Origin of the sequence: Caballeronia sp. S22 (assembly GCF_964261745.1) — a bacterium.
In the GTDB taxonomy this organism is placed as follows: Bacteria; Pseudomonadota; Gammaproteobacteria; order Burkholderiales; family Burkholderiaceae; genus Caballeronia; species Caballeronia jiangsuensis.
In genome coordinates, this window is the sequence record NZ_OZ180038.1 from 229,065 (window position 1) to 245,982 (window position 16,918).

At 62.5% G+C, this 16,918-nt stretch carries 15 protein-coding genes; 8 read left to right on the forward strand and 7 right to left on the reverse strand.

The window, feature by feature from the left end; all coding sequences use genetic code 11:
• Positions 1–217: 217 nt before the first annotated feature.
• On the forward strand, positions 218–421 hold the full coding sequence (locus ACEN42_RS27690; RefSeq protein ID WP_008347993.1) for a cold-shock protein: 204 nt from the start codon (positions 218–220) through the stop codon (positions 419–421).
• Between the two features lie 254 nt (positions 422–675).
• Complete coding sequence (locus ACEN42_RS27695; protein WP_238211355.1) at positions 676–1,107, forward strand: hypothetical protein; 432 nt, start codon at positions 676–678, stop codon at positions 1,105–1,107.
• A gap of 229 nt (positions 1,108–1,336) precedes the next feature.
• On the opposite strand, the gene ACEN42_RS27700 is transcribed toward ACEN42_RS27695, so the two are convergent.
• Entirely contained in the window at positions 1,337–2,104 is a 768-nt protein-coding gene (locus ACEN42_RS27700) for a sulfite exporter TauE/SafE family protein (RefSeq protein ID WP_238288939.1), read from the reverse strand.
• An 82-nt stretch (positions 2,105–2,186) separates the two neighbouring features.
• Here ACEN42_RS27700 and ACEN42_RS27705 point away from each other — a divergent pair, with 82 nt between their 5' ends.
• Positions 2,187–3,077, forward strand: a complete 891-nt coding sequence (locus ACEN42_RS27705) for a LysR family transcriptional regulator (protein WP_187604189.1) — start codon at positions 2,187–2,189, stop codon at positions 3,075–3,077.
• Here ACEN42_RS27705 and ppk2 read toward each other — a convergent pair.
• The gene (ppk2, locus tag ACEN42_RS27710) at positions 3,074–4,165 is read right to left on the reverse strand and encodes a polyphosphate kinase 2 (protein ID WP_371883736.1); all 1,092 of its coding nucleotides are present in this window, start codon (positions 4,163–4,165) and stop codon (positions 3,074–3,076) included. The two genes, ACEN42_RS27705 and ppk2, sit on opposite strands and share 4 nt — an antisense overlap.
• A gap of 27 nt (positions 4,166–4,192) precedes the next feature.
• Positions 4,193–4,414 carry a YdcH family protein gene (locus ACEN42_RS27715; RefSeq protein ID WP_371883972.1) on the reverse strand — a complete coding sequence of 74 codons (222 nt, stop codon included), beginning with the start codon at positions 4,412–4,414 and terminating at the stop codon, positions 4,193–4,195.
• A 224-nt stretch (positions 4,415–4,638) separates the two neighbouring features.
• On the opposite strand from ACEN42_RS27715, the gene ACEN42_RS27720 reads away from it, so the two are divergent.
• Both ACEN42_RS27720 and ACEN42_RS27725 read left to right on the forward strand, forming a co-directional pair.
• Positions 4,639–4,953: a hypothetical protein gene (locus ACEN42_RS27720; protein WP_187604187.1), complete on the forward strand. Its 315-nt coding sequence runs from the start codon at positions 4,639–4,641 to the stop codon at positions 4,951–4,953.
• 151 nt (positions 4,954–5,104) lie between these two features.
• The gene (locus ACEN42_RS27725; protein ID WP_250485383.1) at positions 5,105–5,752 is read left to right on the forward strand and encodes a VC0807 family protein; all 648 of its coding nucleotides are present in this window, start codon (positions 5,105–5,107) and stop codon (positions 5,750–5,752) included.
• Between the two features lie 8 nt (positions 5,753–5,760).
• Here ACEN42_RS27725 and ACEN42_RS27730 read toward each other — a convergent pair whose 3' ends face one another.
• Together ACEN42_RS27730 and ACEN42_RS27735 are read right to left on the reverse strand one after the other, a co-directional pair.
• Positions 5,761–6,585 (reverse strand): alpha/beta fold hydrolase, encoded by an 825-nt coding sequence (locus ACEN42_RS27730; protein ID WP_371883737.1) that lies wholly within the window; start codon positions 6,583–6,585, stop codon positions 5,761–5,763.
• A gap of 24 nt (positions 6,586–6,609) precedes the next feature.
• Positions 6,610–6,789 (reverse strand): DUF3563 family protein, encoded by a 180-nt coding sequence (locus ACEN42_RS27735; RefSeq protein ID WP_238211352.1) that lies wholly within the window; start codon positions 6,787–6,789, stop codon positions 6,610–6,612.
• A 486-nt stretch (positions 6,790–7,275) separates the two neighbouring features.
• Between ACEN42_RS27735 and ACEN42_RS27740 the strand changes: the two genes are divergently transcribed.
• Positions 7,276–11,166, forward strand: coding sequence for a response regulator (locus ACEN42_RS27740; RefSeq protein WP_371883973.1), 3,891 nt, complete (start codon positions 7,276–7,278; stop codon positions 11,164–11,166).
• Positions 11,167–11,186: 20 nt separating this feature from the next.
• Here the strand turns inward: ACEN42_RS27740 and ACEN42_RS27745 are convergent, their stop codons facing one another.
• Positions 11,187–12,101 carry a response regulator gene (locus tag ACEN42_RS27745; protein WP_371883738.1) on the reverse strand — a complete coding sequence of 305 codons (915 nt, stop codon included), beginning with the start codon at positions 12,099–12,101 and terminating at the stop codon, positions 11,187–11,189.
• Between the two features lie 382 nt (positions 12,102–12,483).
• Between ACEN42_RS27745 and ACEN42_RS27750 the strand changes: the two genes are divergently transcribed.
• Positions 12,484–13,857 (forward strand): sigma-54 dependent transcriptional regulator, encoded by a 1,374-nt coding sequence (locus ACEN42_RS27750; protein ID WP_187604185.1) that lies wholly within the window; start codon positions 12,484–12,486, stop codon positions 13,855–13,857.
• Between the two features lie 408 nt (positions 13,858–14,265).
• Positions 14,266–15,576 (forward strand): MATE family efflux transporter, encoded by a 1,311-nt coding sequence (locus ACEN42_RS27755; RefSeq protein ID WP_371883739.1) that lies wholly within the window; start codon positions 14,266–14,268, stop codon positions 15,574–15,576.
• Here ACEN42_RS27755 and ACEN42_RS27760 read toward each other — a convergent pair.
• Positions 15,573–16,769 (reverse strand): acyltransferase family protein, encoded by a 1,197-nt coding sequence (locus tag ACEN42_RS27760; RefSeq protein WP_371883740.1) that lies wholly within the window; start codon positions 16,767–16,769, stop codon positions 15,573–15,575. The two genes, ACEN42_RS27755 and ACEN42_RS27760, sit on opposite strands and share 4 nt — an antisense overlap.
• Positions 16,770–16,918: the final 149 nt, after the last annotated feature.

Below are 16,918 nucleotides of genomic sequence, written 5' to 3' on the forward strand. Positions count from 1 at the left end.
AAATGTCGAGAATAATCGACCGGGCGGACGGATAATGTCCGATCAAAAAGATTTCCGCAAAACCGGCGCTGGCCGCGTGAAGTATGACGCGCTTATGTTGTGTCTCTTAGCAGAAACGCTTATTTGAACTCCGCATTCTGGCATGGTAAAACTCTGTGTCGCTCGAAATTCGAAGCGCAACTTCAACGTTTAATCGTCTCAATAGGGTTCGGAAAAAATGGCAACAGGTACTGTCAAGTGGTTCAACGATGCGAAGGGTTTTGGTTTCATCACGCCGGACGACGGCGGTGAGGACCTGTTTGCACATTTCTCCGAAATCCAGTCCAAGGGTTTCAAGTCGCTCCAGGAGAACCAGAAGGTGAGCTTCGAAGTCAAGCAAGGCCCGAAGGGCAAGCAAGCTTCGACGATCCAGCCGCTGTAAGTTCGGCGCTGTCGCCTTAAGGCACAAAACGGCCCATCCGGGCCGTTTTGCATTGGTGCGCGAATAAGCTTGTCTTCGACGGGTTCGATCGGACAAGCGAGATATAAATAGATCAGTAGAATCGTCATCTTATTCAGGCCATACCCATTCGCGAAGACGCGAATTTATTTCCACTCACCTGCGTGAACTCGACAAGCAATCGGAAAAAATGCCGTACCTTCGTTCGGCATAAAACAAAGGCATTGCTCGTCTCCATGTGGATCCTGACTTGCGATGCGCACGCGCAATCGTTCGCGGCTAACCAGAAGGCGGCGCGCTTCGTCACGGAAGTCGTGATGAACGACTTCCACACGGCACAGGCGGGCGGCGGTTACGTGTTCTCCTACGACAGCCACGAAACGGAAGCGTCTCTCGCGTCCCGGCTCGATCACTGGTTCTCCGGAACCGATCCGCAGGCAATCGCCATGGAACCCGCCGAAAAGCAGGCGCTCTTCGGCTTTTATTGGGCCGCGAGCATGATGCCCGCGAATTCGCCGTGCTTTCGCGACATCGCCGATCCCGGTTGTGGTGCGGACCTCTCGAAGTGGATGGCGCGCGAACTCGACGACGATCCGCGCTTCATCCGTGCCTACGAGGCCGCGAGAGGGCCGCTCGGCCTGCCCCCGCTCGCACGCAACGCGCATTGAGCGGCACGCGCGCGCGGCGTTCGCGACGCGCTTCGTGCCGCTCCTGGCGACTGGCGCACGCGGCCCGGACATGCCCGGCCGACACGGCTTCCGGCGCGGCGGGCCCGGCTTCGTCGCATATCCCGCGCAGCAACGCGATCTTCGCCGCGACGCTCACGAGCAGCGAAAGCGCACCGATGGTTTCGAGCAACGCGGGAATCATGATGGTCCCTCGCGCGATTCACGCGCATCATCGATGCGACAGCATCGGCCCGTAGGTCTTGACGAAAAATGCGATCGTGATGCCGGCGCTGACGACCAGCGTGCCCGCGCGAATCCAGTGCGGCGGCGCGCGCCGGCCGATTTGCGCGCCGCCGTAGCCGCCCGCGATCGCCGCGAGCAGCATCGCGATCGTTTCCGGCCAGCGCACGGCCTGCGCCGCCGCGAAGGTCAGCACCGCGACCGAGTTGGCCGCGCTCACGAGCAGCGTGCGCGGCGCGTTCAGGCTTTTCAGGTCGCGCGAATCGAGCAGGCCCCAGACGGCCATCATCATGATGCCGACCGCGCCGCCGAAGTACCCGCCGTACACGCCGAGCAGGAACTGGATCGACAGCACCGCCGCCACGCCGATATGCCAGCGCCGCCGCAACACCTCGCCGAGCTTGCGGCCGAACGCGAGCGTGAAACTCGCGCACAGCAGGAGCCACGGCAGCACGAAGGAAAACGTTTTCGACGATGTGGACAGCAGGAGCGCCGCGCCGACGAAGCCGCCGATGAGCGTCGTCACGAGCATCTTGCGAATCGACACCGAGCCGACGGGACCGAGCCCGTCGCGATACGCCCACGCGCTCACCACGCCGCCGGGAAAGAGCGCGACGGTGCTCGAAGCGTTCGCCTGAACCGGTGGCAAGCCGGCGGCGATCATCGCTGGCAGGCTCACGAACGAGCCGCCGCCTGCGAGTGCGTTCATCGCGCCCGCGAGAAAACCGGCGCCGATGACGAGAATAAAGGGTTCCATGCGACAGATGCTAACGAGGCCGCGCGGCCCTTACAATCTGGCATTTCCAATGCGAGGCTTCGGCTAAACCGAAGGATGGAGCATGCGTTTCGATCTGACCGACATGCGGCTTTTCCTGACCGTGGTCGAGCGCGGCAGCATCACGGCGGGCGCGCAGGCGATGCATCTCGCGCTGGCCTCGGCGAGCGAGCGCATCGCTGGGATGGAGGCCGCGCTCGGCGCGCCGCTGCTCGAACGCAACCGGCGCGGCGTGCAGGCGACCGCCGCCGGCGATGCCTTCGTACGCCACGCGCGCGCGATACTCGGTCAGGTCGAGCAGATGCGCGGCGAACTGCGCTCGTTCGCGACGGGCCTCAAGGGCCGAATCCGGATGATGTCGAACACGGCCGCGCTGGCCGCCTTCCTGCCGCCGAGGCTCTCGCATTTTCTCGCCGTGCATCCGGATCTTTCGATCGATCTCGACGAGCGCCCGAGCGTCGATATCGTGCTGGCGGTTGCGGAAAGCCGCGCCGATCTGGGCGTCGTGTCGGACACCGCGGACCTCGGACAGCTACAGACGCATCTGCTCGCGCAGGATCAACTGGTGGTCGTGGCGAACCGCGCGCATCGCATCGCGGGGGAACGCGCGGTGGCGTTCGCGGAGATCGTCGGCGAGGCCTTCGTGGGGTTATCGGATGCCGCGCTCGAATTGCATCTGGCCGAGCGCGCTTCACGGCTCGGCAAGCAGATCAGCTATCGCATCCGTATGCGCAGCATCGACAACGTCGGCATGCTGGTCGAGGCGGGCATCGGGCTGGTGATTTTGTCGGAGGCGTCGGCGCGCATGCTGGAGCGGCCGGAGCTCGCCATCGTGCCGCTCTCGGAGCCGTGGGCGACGCGCCGCCTGCATCTGTGCGCCCGCGACTTCGACGCGCTCACGCCACACGCGCGCCTGCTCGCCGAGACGCTGATGGACGGCGCGAACGCGAGCTAGAACGGCCGCCCGACGATGAACGGATCGACCGCGCCGATCGCCTTGAGATCGCGATTCGCATACGGCAGCCTGTGCAGCACGTAGCGCATCGCGTTGAGCCGCGCGCGCTTCTTGCAATCGGAGCGCACGACGGTCCAGGGAGTATCGGCGGTATCGGTGTGCGCGAACATCGCTTCCTTGGCTTCGGTATAGGCGTCCCACTTGTCGAGCGACGCGAGATCGACCGGGCTCAGCTTCCACTGCTTCAGCGGATGAATCTCGCGCTCCCTGAAGCGGCGGCGCTGCTCGGCGCGGCTCACCGAGAACCATAGCTTGATGACGTGCGTGCCGCCCTGCGACAGATGCCGCTCGAACGCGGGCACCTGCTGCATGAATTCGTCGTATTCGCGCGGCGTGCAGAAGCCCATCACGCGCTCGACGCCCGCGCGGTTGTACCACGAGCGGTCGAACAGGACGATCTCGCCCGCCGTCGGCAAGTGGCCGACGTAGCGCTGAAAGTACCATTGCCCCCGCTCGCGCTCGGACGGCTTTTCCAATGCGACCACGCGCGCGCCGCGCGGATTGAGATGCTCCATAAAGCGTTTGATGGTGCCGCCTTTGCCTGCCGCATCGCGCCCTTCGAAGACGATCACGAGACGCTGGCCGGTGTCCCGCACCCAGGCCTGCAACTTCAGCAGCTCGACCTGAAGCCGGTACTTCTGCTTCTCGTACGCGCGCCGCGACATCAGATTCCGATACGGATAACTGCCTTCGCGCCACGACGGCGAGAGCTCGTCGTCCGGGTCGGCCGATCCGCTGCCCGTTCGAAGCACGGCGTCGCCATCGAAAAGATGAGTGCGCAGCATGGCGACTTCATCCGGCGACATTCCGCCGATCAGGGTTCTCACGGTATCGACCAGCGAATCCGCTTGTTCGTGGTCGTGCGGGTCGAAGCCTTTGAGAATGTCGCCGACGCTACTCGTCAGCAGCTCATGCGCCGCTTCGACCGCGTGGCCTGCTTCTTCCCGTTCGATGCAGACCGGAACCGCGCGTGCCGCGATGTCGCCATTATTCGATTCAGCAGCCTTTTCTGGCGATATCAACTTCATGCCTTCCTCTTCATTGTCTTCCCTGCTTCACGCGGCTTCGTGCGCCTTTCTCAAGACCGCATACAGCTTGTCCTTCAACAACAGCTTTTCCTTCTTCAGCGATTCGATGGTGAACGAATTCGCAGGCGCAACGCCCGTCCCCATGTTGGCGATCTGATGATCGAGTTCATTGTGGCGCTCGAACAGCCGCGAGAAATGGGCGTCCTCGGTTTTCAGACGCGAGATGAGATCGCGATACTCGGGAAACATGCGGTGATCCTCCGGTGCGTTCGTCGTGAATACTTCGAAGTACATAATATCGACCGGGCGAATCCATTTGTTAGACGTTTATCAAGCGCGGCTGTGCCGTAACGTCGCAGAGCACATGAAATGCACCTAGGCAAAACCCTCCTACTTCCGGGCACCGTCCTTGCACACAATGAGAGTGCCGCCGTGCATCCGCGCGGCGAGCGTGATGCCCAAGGGAGGCCGTCATGAAGAAGAGCCGCAATCGCGCGCAACGTCGCGCCCTGCAAATTGCGTTGATCGCCGGCGCTGCCGGTATGTGCTTCGCCACGGCAGCCAGCGCGGACAGTCAGGCCGCGAAGAAGATGGGTCAGATGGGCGTCATCAACCAGACGCTCCAGCCCAAGCCACTCAAGCCGCCCGCGGCGACCACCAACACGCCGAACGCCGCCACGACCAACCCGAATTACAACGCGAATTCCACCTATAACCCTAACGCTGCAAACGCCGCGAATGGCGTGAATCCCAGCGCCACCGCCGCGGGTGCGGGCCAGAAGAAGTAAGCGATGCGATGCCGTCTGCCGGATCGGGCAGACGGCTCCGCTTTCTCGTTTTCCCTTGCCGATTCGGCACGCGCGCATGCGTACATTCGCGCACATTTGATCTTTTATACTTGGCTCACGGTTCCGCATTTAAGTGCACACTCGTGAGTCCATGAAAAAAATCAAGCCCGGTCTCGTGCTCGAACTTGCCGCCAATCTGCTGCTTCCGTGGCTGGCGTATCGGCTTGCACTGCCGTATTGGGGCGATGTCGGCGCACTCTACGCATCGGCGGCGCCGCCGCTCGTGTGGAGCATTGCCGAATTTGCGCGTTCGCGTCGCGTCGATGCGCTTTCCGCGCTCGTGCTGTTCGGCATCGCGCTGTCGATCGTGATGCTCGCGATGGGCGGCAGCCCGCGCATCCTGCTCGTACGCGAATCGCTCGCGGCGGGCGCGACGGGCATCGTTTTCCTGATTTCGCTTTTCTTCCAGCGTCCGCTCATCTTCTATCTTGCCCGCGCCACCGTCACGCGCGAGCAGGCAAACGGCGCCGAGCGTTTCGAGGCGTACTGGAGCGAAAGCGCGTCGCTGCGCGCATCGTTGCGGCTCATGACGCTGGTGTGGGGCGTCGGCCTGTCGGTCGAAACCGTGCTGCGCTTCTGGTTCGCGTGGACGTGGCCCGTCGAGCGCTATCTCGTCGTGTCGCCCGTCGTGAGTTATGCGATTTACGGCGGATTGCTCGCGTGGACGTTCTGGTTTCGCGCGCGGCTCATTCAGCGTCAGGGCAAAAGCGAGCCGTCGCGCGACGGGCTATTGGGCTAACCGACGGGCTAACTGACGGGCCGCGCATCGCACGTGGCGATATGCTGTGCGATCGCGTCATTCACCGCCTGCGCATGCGTAATCGGCCCCATGTGCCCCGCTTCGGGCACGATGATCAGCTTCGCCGCCGGCATCAGATCGGGCAAAGACTCCGCAATCAGCCGCGTTGGCGCGGGCGCATGTTCGCCGCGCATCACGAGCGTTGGAATGCGCAGCTTCGCATACGCGCTCGCCGGCGTGGGCTCGTGTATCAGCGCGCGAAAATCGAGCGGCGCTTTCGGCACCCAGCGCGTGAGCATCGCCTGCACGGACGGCCGCAGCGCGGTCCACGCGCCATGCCCGCCCCAATAGTCGACGAACGAACGCGCCGCGCCACGCAGATCGCCCGCGACGACGCCCTCGGCCGTGCGCGCCGCAATCGCGAGAATCTCCGCGAATGCCGCCGCGCCGTGCGCGCCCATGCCCTTCAAGAGATGAAACGCCGACGGCTCGTACAGCGTGATGCTCGCAACATCGCGCGGCCGCTCGAGAGCCGCACGCAGCGCGACGCCGCCGCCATATGAATGTCCGACGAGATGCACCTTGCCGCGCGATCGATCGATGATCTCGACGGTGCGCGCGGCTTCGTCCGCGAGCGTGAAGGCCCGCTCGCCGCTCCACGGTCCGACGCTGTCGCAGCCGTAATGCTCCGGCGCGATCAGCGAATAGCGCGTGTCGTCGGTATTGAGCGCGTCGAGGGTGTCGCCCAAGAGACGCCATTGACTCGCGCCCGCACCCGAGCAATGCAGCGCGATGACCGGCGCGCCGGTGTGTTCGTCGTTCAAAGCCATCATCGTTCGTTCTCGCCTCGTGATTGATCAGGTTTCGCTGTCGCTGTCGCACGCGCGCATGCGGCGCTCGAGTTCACCGATATCCGCGCACGATCCGAGATAGGCATCGCGGCGGCCATGCTCCGCACGGTTCAGCAGGATCCCGGTCCAGCAGATCAGATGCGGCAGCATGAAGTCCTTTCCTACATTGATTAGGTATCCGAACATGATTCGCTCCACGTGCACCAGCACGTTCCTTGATGAGATGCCACTGAGCGATCGTTAAAACGGGTTAACCCGAAGAGTCGCTGAGGCGGCGGTGGCGAAATGTAATGCAGCCACCGTGCCAGTGATGCGAATCCCTTGTGCCACAAGGCTCGGCGCGAACTCGACCGCACGCCGGGCGACACGAGTGTCGGGCGCGAGCCAACGCTTTCGGATCTGAAAGACGGCGAACTTCGAACATGCCCGAAGCCGGAGCCATGCTTGCGATACGGATAAAACCGCGAAAATATTCCCGTCGTGCGGGGTCAAGTTTTTGCGCAGCCGCGCCGTAGACAGATTGATGGCCGCGCAAAACGCGGCATTGCCTCGCTGGGCCGTCTGACGAACGCCCCGGACGGCGCGATAAGATACGGCAGCGCCCGATCCGGCGCCCTGCAATCGCTCATTCGGAGACACGGCGTGCTCAGTCGCCAATCGCTCACGTTCAGGATGACGGTGTTCATCGTCATCGTCTGCATGCTCCTGATCGGTACCGATATCGGGCGCAGCGTCGCCGCGCGCCGCGTGCAGATCGACGAGATGACGACGGCGACATCGAACCTAGCGCGCGCGATGGCGCAGCACGCGAACGACACCTTCAAGGAAGCCGACACGACGCTCATCGGCATGGTGGAACGCGTTGAGGAAGACGGCACCTCGCCGCAGGCGCTCGCGCGGCTGCATCGCTCGCTCGTCTCGCGCGTCGAGCAACTGCCGCAACTGAACGGCCTCTTCATCTACGACAAGACGGGCGCGTGGCTCGTCAACTCGCAGCCCAAACTCGATTCGCGCTTCAACAACTCGGACCGCGAATACTTCGACTATCACCGTACACGTACGGATCAGAATTCGCATATCGGGCCGCCGTTCAGAAGCCGCTCGACGGGCAAGTGGGTCGTGCCGATATCGCGTCGCATCGATGCGCCCGACGGCAGCTTCGCAGGCGTCGCGCTCGCGACCATCGACATCGACTTCTTCTCGCGTTTCTACGACAGCCTCGATCTCGGCCAGTCGGGCGCTGCGGCGCTCGTCCTGAATTCGGGCGTGATGGTGGTGCGCCGTCCGTTCGAGGACCGTTTCGTCGGCAAGAACGTGATCGATACGGCGCTCTTTCGCTCGCACCTGGAACAGGGCCGCTCCGGCGTGTTCACGACGCGCTCTTCGCAGGACCACATCAAGCGCCTGAACAGCCTGCGCGAATTGCAGGACTACCCGCTCTTCGTCGCGGCGGCGCTCTCGGAAGACGAAATCCTCGGACCGTGGTGGCGCGACACGCTCTGGCACGCGTCGGTCACAACCTTCCTCGCGCTCGTGCTGGCGATGTTCGGCGCTCGACTCGTGCGCCAGGTCACCGCGCGCACGCGCATCGAGCAGGAACTCGCCCGCAGCCTCGCGACGACGCAAACCGTGCTCGATACCGCGATCAGCCCAATCATCACCGTGGACGAGCGCGGCGCCGTCCGCTCGTTCAACTCGGCGGGCGAAAAGGTGTTCGGGTACAAGGCCGACGAGGTCATCGGGCAAAACATCCGGATGCTGGTGCCGCCGCCGCATCTGGATGCGTATAACGAATACATAATGCAATTCAAGGGCGAGAACGGCGTGGCGACCGCCGATTGCGAGCTTGCCGGCCAGCGGAAGGACGGCACATCGTTTCCCGCGCACGTTTCCACTGGCGCGATGCGGCTCGATGGCGTTTTGCATTTTGTATCTGTCATTACGGATATTTCCCGGCAGAGAAAGGAGCGGACCGAACTGGCTCAGGCGCGCGACCAGCTTCTGCTTGCCGCCGACATCGCCGAGCTGGGCATCTGGTCCTGGGATATCGCGACCGGTAAGGTGCACTGGAATGCGCGCATGTTCGAGCTCTATCAATACCCGCCGGAACTGCTCGACAACGGTCTGCATTTCGAGCACTGGCGCCTGCGCGTTCATCCCCAAGATCACGACGCGATCATGAGCGACCTGCGCGCGGTCGCGGCGGGCGAGACCGAGACTTTGCCGCCGTTTCGCATCGTCCTGCCGGACGGCACGACGCGGCGCATCCAGGCCGGCCTGCGCACGCAACGCAACGCGAGCGGCACGGCTGTCGTGATGACCGGCGTGAATTACGACATCACCGACCAATACGAGCTGGAATTCCATCTGCGCAACGCGAAGGAACAGGCGGACGCGGCGAGCGCGGCGAAGTCGTCGTTTCTCGCGAACATGAGCCACGAAATCCGCACCCCGATGAACGCGGTGCTCGGCATGCTGCATCTCGTGCAACTGACGACGCTCAACGCGCGCCAGCAGGACTATGTGAGCAAGGCCGAAACGGCGGCGAAATCGCTGCTGAACCTGCTCAACGACATCCTCGATTACTCGAAGATCGAGGCGGGCAAGCTGGAAATCGACAGTCATCCGTTCGAGCCGGAGAAGCTGATGCAGGAGCTCGGCATCGTGCTGTCGGGCAATCAGGGCACGAAAGACGTCGAAGTGCTGTTCGATCTCGATGCGTCCTTGCCGGCCGTGCTGATCGGCGACAGCTTCCGGCTTCAGCAGGTGCTCATCAATCTCGCGGGCAATGCGCTCAAGTTCACGTCGAAGGGGCAAATCGTCGTGAGCGTGCATCGATGCGAAGACGCGAACGAGCCAGCGGGCGACGCGGTGCGCGTGCGCATCGCGGTGAGCGACAGCGGCATCGGCATCAGCGAGGAACAGCTCGGGCGCATCTTCGAGGGCTTCACACAGGCGGAAGCATCGACGTCGCGGCGTTATGGAGGCTCCGGCCTCGGCCTCGTCATCAGCAAACGGCTCCTCGCGATGATGGGTAGCCAGCTCCAAGTCGAAAGCCGCGTCGGAGAAGGCAGCCGCTTCTGGTTCGACATCACGCTCGGCGTGGACACGTCCGGTGCGCTCATGCTTGACGACGTCGCGATCCCTGAACACGGCGCGCGCATTCTCATCGCCGACGACAACGCGATCGCGGGCGAGATCATGGCGCGCACGGTGCGCTCGCTCGGCTGGCAGGCGGATGTCGTGACGAGCGGGGCCGAGGCGGTCAAGCGCATCGGCGACGCTGCGCTGAGCGATGCGCCCTACGCTATCGCCCTGCTCGACTGGCGCATGCCGGGACTCGACGGCCTGAACGCAGCAAGGCAGATCAACGCGATGAAGGGCCGCGCGACCCCGCCTCTCGTGCTGCTGGTCACTGCTTTCGGACGCGAGGTTTTGCGGGAGTCGCAGGACGGCGGCGCTGCGCCCTTCGCCGCTTTTCTGACGAAGCCCGTGACACCGAAGCAGCTCGCCGCCGCGATCCGCGCCGCGTTGCCTCGCGCTAGCAAGGCGATGCCAACGACGATGCAGCCGCTGCCGAAGAAAGCCCGCCTTGCGGGACTTGCGTTACTCGTGGTCGAGGACAACGAACTCAACCGCCAGGTCGCGGAAGGCCTGCTCCTGGCTGAAGGCGCGTCCGTGACGCTTGCGGATGGCGGCCGCGAAGGCGTCGATCGGATCGTGACAGGCAATGCCCATTTCGATGCCGTGCTGATGGACGTGCAGATGCCCGATCTCGACGGCCTCGAAGCGACGCGTCTGATTCGCGCGGATGGCCGTTTCGCCGCGCTGCCGATCATCGCGATGACGGCCAATGCGTCGGGCACGGATCGCGATGCCTGTTTGCAGGCCGGCATGAACGATCATGTGGGCAAGCCGATCGATGTCGAGCGGCTGGTCGCGGTGCTGCGCGCGCACGTCGATACCCAGGACGCCGATGCCGAGACAATCATCGAGCAGCGCGATTCGATCGTCGCGCGCTTCGGTGGAAATGTCGATTTGATCCGTAATGCAATCGACCGCTTTAGCCCACAGACCGACAGGCAACTGGCGCGGCTCGACTCGGCGCTCGTTACACACGATATGCAAAGCGCCGCATCGATGCTGCATGCAATCAAGGGAAGCGCGGGCACGGTTGGCGCGGCGGCGCTCGCGAAGCTCGCAAGCACGCTCGAAACCGATACGCAAGTGCTCGCAGCAACGCGCGCGAAGCTGCCGCGCATGCGGGAATTGCTTGCGTCGAGCGTGACACGGCTCGTCGATCAATTCGGCCGGCCGTCGTCGTCCGTGAACTCGGAAACCAGCAAGTCGCCGCTCGATGATGAAGACTGGCGTGCTCGGCTCGCCGCGATCATCGAATTGCTCGATGCATCGAATCTGCAGGCGATCGCGCTATCCGAGAACCTGTCGCCTCATGCGCCGGGCGCGTACCGCGAGGACTTCGAGCAGTTTCTCGCACGCGTGCGAGCGCTCGATTTCGCGCGCGCATCGGAGATCGCGCGCGATATGCTCGAGCAGGTTTGAAATGGAGGAAACGCTATAACCTAGCCGGCGCGTGTATCGCGAGCGAACACCGGAAACGGATGAACGCTCGCGCCCCTCGCCGATTCGAGCTGCGCGCGCAATTCTTCCCGCGCTTGCCGCGCCGAAGTCAACGCGCCTTGCACACGCGCCTGCAACACTGCTGACCTCGCCGGACTCGCGATGACATCCGCTGCGCCGGCATCGAGCGTGCATTGCTCCGTTTCGATATCGCGTGCATCGGCCAGCACGACGATAGGCACGTGAGCCAGTTCCGCCAGCAACGTACGCACGGCGTCGCAAGGGTTATTGCAGCAACGCGCATCCAGCACGATTGCATCCGGCTCCTTGCTTTGAGCGAGACGCAGCGCGGCTTCGCAATCCTTCACCAAATCGAGTGCGCCGATGGCTTCGAGCGCATGGCGATGCGCCTCGACCATGTCGTCAGAAAGGATGCTGAGCACGCGCACGCCTGTGGGTTTCGTCATTGCGGGCTTCGCTGCCTGCGCCTCCATCACGCGATGCCGCAAACGGAGCTGCGCCCGCACGCGCGCGCGCAAGCGTGGCGCGACGAGCGGCTTGATCACGTAATCGGCGGCGCCCATGCGAAACGCATCGACTTCGAGCGCGGGCGCGTCGTGACTCGTGATGAAAATGACCGGCACACGCGCGAGCTTCGCGTCGCTCTTGAGAATCTCGCAGACATCGAAGCCCGTCATGTTGGGCAGATTGGCGTCGAGGAGAATGAGATCCGGCGTCGACTCGCGCGCCAGGGCCAGCGCGGCCTCGCCCGTGAGAGCAAAGCGCTGGTTGGGAAATTCCGCAAGCATTTCGCCGATGACGCGGATCATCGCCGGATCGTCGTCGACCAGAAGCAAACGCGGCTGATAGGTTGAAGTGCGATTCTCTGGATTTTCCATGTTCGAACGGGTATTCATCAGACGGACGCGTTTACGAACTCTACGCTCGCAATGGCAGCGCCACAAAAATGCATGAGGTATCAATTATCTGACATTTCAGCGCCGGCCACTTTCAGCTATGCAGATACATGATGGACAAATCATATTCATAAGTGAATAAGTAATTTGTTCCGCCATATCTCCTCGGACGAAAGCCTCCCAGCATATGGTTGAGCGCCCTAAAGCACATGCGTGCATTTAATTTCTGCACGAACGTAATGCAAAGATTACTCTCACGTACTTAATCGATTCCGCCGATCAATGTAAACAATCAAAATCTGGTTATCGTTTGCGAGACGTTTTACATTGCGGCAACCGGGCGCATACTTGCCGCTACACCTAAAAAAAGCCGGGAAAAGCCATGTACGGGGAAGCCAGAACGCTCTATTTCGTTGGTCGGGCCGTATCGGACGATTTGTCCGGGCGTTTGCATGATCGCGGCTGGGCCATCGAGCGCATCGATCCGGCAAAGCCGCCCAAATCCGCCAAGCACGGCAAGCGCGCCGCCGCGGGGATCGTCGACCTGACGAGCCGCGGCTTCGCCGCCGAAGCGGCCACGCTCACCGCGATGCTCGCAAGCTATCAGATCGGCTGGGTCGCGACCGTGGACGCCGAGCATGTCGATAACCCCGAGATCTGCCGGCTGATTCGCGATTTCTGCTTCGACTATGTGACGGTGCCCTCTTCGGCGGACCGTATCGTCGATGCAGTCGGGCATGCGTACGGCATGGTGTCGCTGCACGACACCGCCAGCAACGATCCCCGCAAGGACGATTGCAAGGAAGGCAGTATGGTCGGCTCCTGCGATGCGATGCAGGCGTTGTATCGCTCGATTCGCAAAGTCGCGATGACCGATGCGCCCGTTTTCATCTCCGGCGAATCGGGTACGGGCAAGGAACTCACGGCGGTCGCGATTCACGAGCGTTCGGTGCGCCGCGATCAGCCGTTCGTCGCGATCAATTGCGGCGCCATACCCGCGCATCTGCTGCAGTCGGAACTCTTCGGCTATGAGCGCGGCGCGTTCACGGGCGCGAATCAACGCAAGATCGGACGCGTGGAAGCAGCCGACGGCGGCACGCTCTTTCTCGATGAAATCGGCGATTTGCCGCTCGAAAGCCAGGCGAGCCTGTTGCGCTTCCTGCAGGAGCGCAAGATCGAGCGTCTGGGCGGCCAAGGGTCTACGGATGTCGATGTGCGCATCATTTCGGCGACGCACGTCGATATGCAGTCGGCAATGATCGAAGGACGTTTCCGTGCGGACTTGTACCATCGTCTGTGCGTGTTGCAGATCGATGAGCCGCCGCTGCGCGTGCGCGGCAAGGATATCGAACTGCTCGCGAATCACATGCTCGATCGCTTCAGAAAGGATGCGAGCCGCCGGCTGCGCGGCTTTTCACCGTGCGCGATCGCAGCGCTTCATAACTATGGCTGGCCCGGCAATGTGCGCGAATTGATCAATCGCGTGCGTCGCGCAATCGTCATGTCGGAAGGACGGCAGATTCTCGCAGCCGATCTGGAACTGGGCGAATATGCCGAAGCCGCGCCGATGACGCTCGCACAGGCACGCGAGGCCGCCGAGCGGCAGGCTATCGAAGTGGCGCTGCTGCGTCATCGCGGCCGTCTCGGTGAAGCTGCTGATGAACTGGGTATCTCTCGTGTCACGCTGTATCGCATGCTGACTGCGTATGGTTTGCGCGTGAAACCGGACCGCCCTCTGGAGGCGTCGGGCGGCTAGCGCTTAATGATCTCGTGCGTGAATCATGATTCGCTTAAAAGCGCGCGAAGGAACCTTTGTTCGTGCTCGGCACTCCAATCACCGCATCGCAATCGATGCATCGTGAAAGCCTGAAGCGGCATTCGCGCATCATGCGCCGTTAGCCTCGTCACGCGTTTCCTCTCATAGCCTGCTGGCGTATTCTCGCGCCGTCAGCCGCGCGCTACGCAGTCTCGTTTCATTCATATGCAGCCCGCCCGAGCTTCTTCGGCGCGCTCATACAGCGCTCATTCGCATGCCATAACCTTGACTCGCACGTCGAATGCGTCGCGTGCTGGTATTGGCGTGCTAGCGAGTAATCTCGGGTTGTCAGTCATGGTTTCGCTCAACAAAAACGTATCCCTCGTTCGTCAATTCTCGAACTACGCCGTGCCTACCGTGCTCGCGGCATGGGTGTACTGCATGCACTCCGTCATCAGCGGCATCTTCATCGGACGGCATGTCGGCGCCGATGCGCTTGCCGCGTTGAATCTGCTCGTCCCCCTGCTTTATCTGCCCTATGCATTCAGCGTGATGATCGGCGTCGGCGGATCGACGCTCGTCTCACGCCTGCTCGGCGAGCGGCGCGAACGCGAAGCCGCCGAAGCATTCACGCAAGCGCTTTGGCTGCTCGGCTTATGCGGCGTAGCGTTCTCACTCGCCATTTATTTTTATGCCGATACCTTCGTGCAATGGACAGGCGCTCGCGGTGAACTCGCGCGCCTCGCAAAAGATTTCCTGCATGCCTATGCGCCGTTCGTCCTGTTTCCGACCGCATGTTATGCACTCGAACTCTTCCTGCGCATCGAAGGCGCGGCCAGGTTCGGCCTCGTATGCCTGATCGCGGGCGGCGTCGCCGACGTCGCGTTGACATGGTGGATGGTCAGTCACATGCAATGGGGCATGCGCGGCGCGGCGCTCGCGTCGGGCATCAGTCAGGCACTCGCCTGCGTCCCGATGCTGGCCTATCACTTCGTCAGGGCCCGGCACGTTCGTCCCGTCGCGCATGCCTTCGCACGGCTCGATCACGCGTGGCGCATGGCCTACAACGGCGTATCCGAGTTTCTCGGTGAGATCGCGCCGAGCGTCACGCTCTTCGCGTTCAATCACGCGGTGCTGCGCTGGCTCGGCGACACGGGTCTCGTTGCGTTCGCGGTCGTCGAATACATGACGATGATCGCGTCAGTCACGATGGTCGCGCTCGTGCAAAGCATGCAGCCGATCGTGAGCTTTCAGCGCGGCGCGGGCAATGCGCATGCCGTGTCGCGCGCATTCTCGATCGGCATCATGGTCACGGCCGGCTTCGCGCTAGCCGCCGCCTTCGCGATTCTCACGCTCGCACAACCGCTGGGCGCGCTATTCGTGCCCGACAGTGCGGCAGCGCAAGCGCTCCTGCGCGACGCGTTGCCGTGGTGCGCGCTCGCGTTCCTGCCGGCCGCGATCAATGTCGCGATCAGCGGCTATCTGACTGCCATCGAGGCGCCGCTTGCGTCGATGATCGTCGCGCTGCTGCGTAGCTGGATGTTGCTGCTGGCGATGCTGTGGCTTCTCACCGAATGGCTCGGGCCGAACGGCATCTGGATGACCGTCGCCATCACCGAACTGGCGACGCTGGCGGTGAGCATCGTGTTGTATCGCACGCGCGGCCGGCGTATCGATATGGCGGTGACGTTCACGGCTCAAGCGAATCCTCGCGGCTAAGCTTCACGCGTCAGGTGAAAACGTCTGTCGACCGATGCGAGCAGGCGTCTCGACAAACGCGTCGCGCGCCCTTGAATCAGACGGTCCGACACGCGCGAAAGCGCATAAGAAACGACCAGCACCGCGATCAGCGTCGCGCCGAATAGCGCGAGCGAAGTCTCGCCGTTCTTTTCTCCGAATGCGTGATCGAAGAAATGAAACGTCGCATAGACGCAGATGAAGTGCCAGAGATAGATGCCATAACTTTCGCGGCCGAGCGCGGCGGCGCAACGTCGGACGAACGTGGCGCGCGGCGCCGCTCGCGCGCTATCGCGGCGTCTTCGGGCGTGATGCGAACACACGAACAGCAGAAACGCGACGGCGCTGCACGCTGCGAATACGGGAGCGAGTGCATGCGCCTTGTCGAGCCATACGCCGAGCGCGGCGGTCGCGAGTGCAAATCCCAATGCGAGCGAAAAATAGAGCCACGATACACGCCGCGTGACATCGGACGCGCCGAGCAAATGCGAGCGGAATGCATACCACGCCCACATGCCGATGATGAAGCACGGCCCTTGCACAGGCGGCCAGAAGTAACTGAACGTGTTATTGGCGACATTGCAATTGAGGCTGCCGTTGCAGTCGCTCATTGACATCGTTGCATAAGAGAGAGCCAGCAGCAGAGCCGTAGCGAGCAACAGACGCGCGCGATTCATCGCGAGGAAGAACAGTAGCGGCGCGATCAAATAGAACAGCATTTCGACACCGATCGACCATCCTCCCGGCACGACGTTATTGATCGCGGTCGGCGAAAACGCATGCAGAAAGAGCATGTTGAGCAGAACGTCCATCGGGCCATGCGCGCCGAGAATCCATGCCCGCTCGATACCCGAACGCATCGCGCCATAGCTGATGAGGCCATAGACCGCGATCGCCGCGTAATACAACGGCGCTATGCGAAAGAATCGTTTGATGTAGAAGCGCAACGTGACATGACGCGCATCCGCGCAGCGCGCGTGATCCATTTCGAGCGTCATGAAGATCGTGATCGCGCTGATCACGAAGAAAAGCTGCACGCCGTATTGACCCATGCGCGCGATGAGCGTCACGGCGCCGGGCAGATTGGGGAATTGAAACGACAGGTGTACTGCGACTACCCCGACGATCGCGAGCGCCCGGCCTGCGTCGAGCGCGGCAACACGTCCTTTATCCATCGATACTCTCCTCGCGGTTGATGCCGACCTTCGAAGGCCGCGAGGCTCGTGGACACTGGCGCTTTGGGTGAAGTTCCTGCGAATGCCGATGCACCGGCAACTCTTACAAGAGGAAACTTCATACACTTCTTGATACAACTCTTCGTGCG

Excerpts from the sequence above, each read along its gene's own strand:
- ACEN42_RS27690 (WP_008347993.1), top strand. The coding sequence starts at position 218 with ATGGCAACAGGTACTGTCAAGTGGTTCAACGATGCGAAGGGTTTTGGT.
- ACEN42_RS27695 (WP_238211355.1), top strand. The coding sequence starts at position 676 with ATGTGGATCCTGACTTGCGATGCGCACGCGCAATCGTTCGCGGCTAAC.
- ACEN42_RS27700 (WP_238288939.1), bottom strand. The coding sequence starts at position 2,104 with ATGGAACCCTTTATTCTCGTCATCGGCGCCGGTTTTCTCGCGGGCGCG.
- ACEN42_RS27705 (WP_187604189.1), top strand. The coding sequence starts at position 2,187 with ATGCGTTTCGATCTGACCGACATGCGGCTTTTCCTGACCGTGGTCGAG.
- ppk2 (WP_371883736.1), bottom strand. The coding sequence starts at position 4,165 with ATGAAGTTGATATCGCCAGAAAAGGCTGCTGAATCGAATAATGGCGAC.
- ACEN42_RS27715 (WP_371883972.1), bottom strand. The coding sequence starts at position 4,414 with ATGTTTCCCGAGTATCGCGATCTCATCTCGCGTCTGAAAACCGAGGAC.
- ACEN42_RS27720 (WP_187604187.1), top strand. The coding sequence starts at position 4,639 with ATGAAGAAGAGCCGCAATCGCGCGCAACGTCGCGCCCTGCAAATTGCG.
- ACEN42_RS27725 (WP_250485383.1), top strand. The coding sequence starts at position 5,105 with ATGAAAAAAATCAAGCCCGGTCTCGTGCTCGAACTTGCCGCCAATCTG.
- ACEN42_RS27730 (WP_371883737.1), bottom strand. The coding sequence starts at position 6,585 with ATGATGGCTTTGAACGACGAACACACCGGCGCGCCGGTCATCGCGCTG.
- ACEN42_RS27735 (WP_238211352.1), bottom strand. The coding sequence starts at position 6,789 with ATGTTCGGATACCTAATCAATGTAGGAAAGGACTTCATGCTGCCGCAT.
- ACEN42_RS27740 (WP_371883973.1), top strand. The coding sequence starts at position 7,276 with ATGACGGTGTTCATCGTCATCGTCTGCATGCTCCTGATCGGTACCGAT.
- ACEN42_RS27745 (WP_371883738.1), bottom strand. The coding sequence starts at position 12,101 with ATGAATACCCGTTCGAACATGGAAAATCCAGAGAATCGCACTTCAACC.
- ACEN42_RS27750 (WP_187604185.1), top strand. The coding sequence starts at position 12,484 with ATGTACGGGGAAGCCAGAACGCTCTATTTCGTTGGTCGGGCCGTATCG.
- ACEN42_RS27760 (WP_371883740.1), bottom strand. The coding sequence starts at position 16,769 with ATGGATAAAGGACGTGTTGCCGCGCTCGACGCAGGCCGGGCGCTCGCG.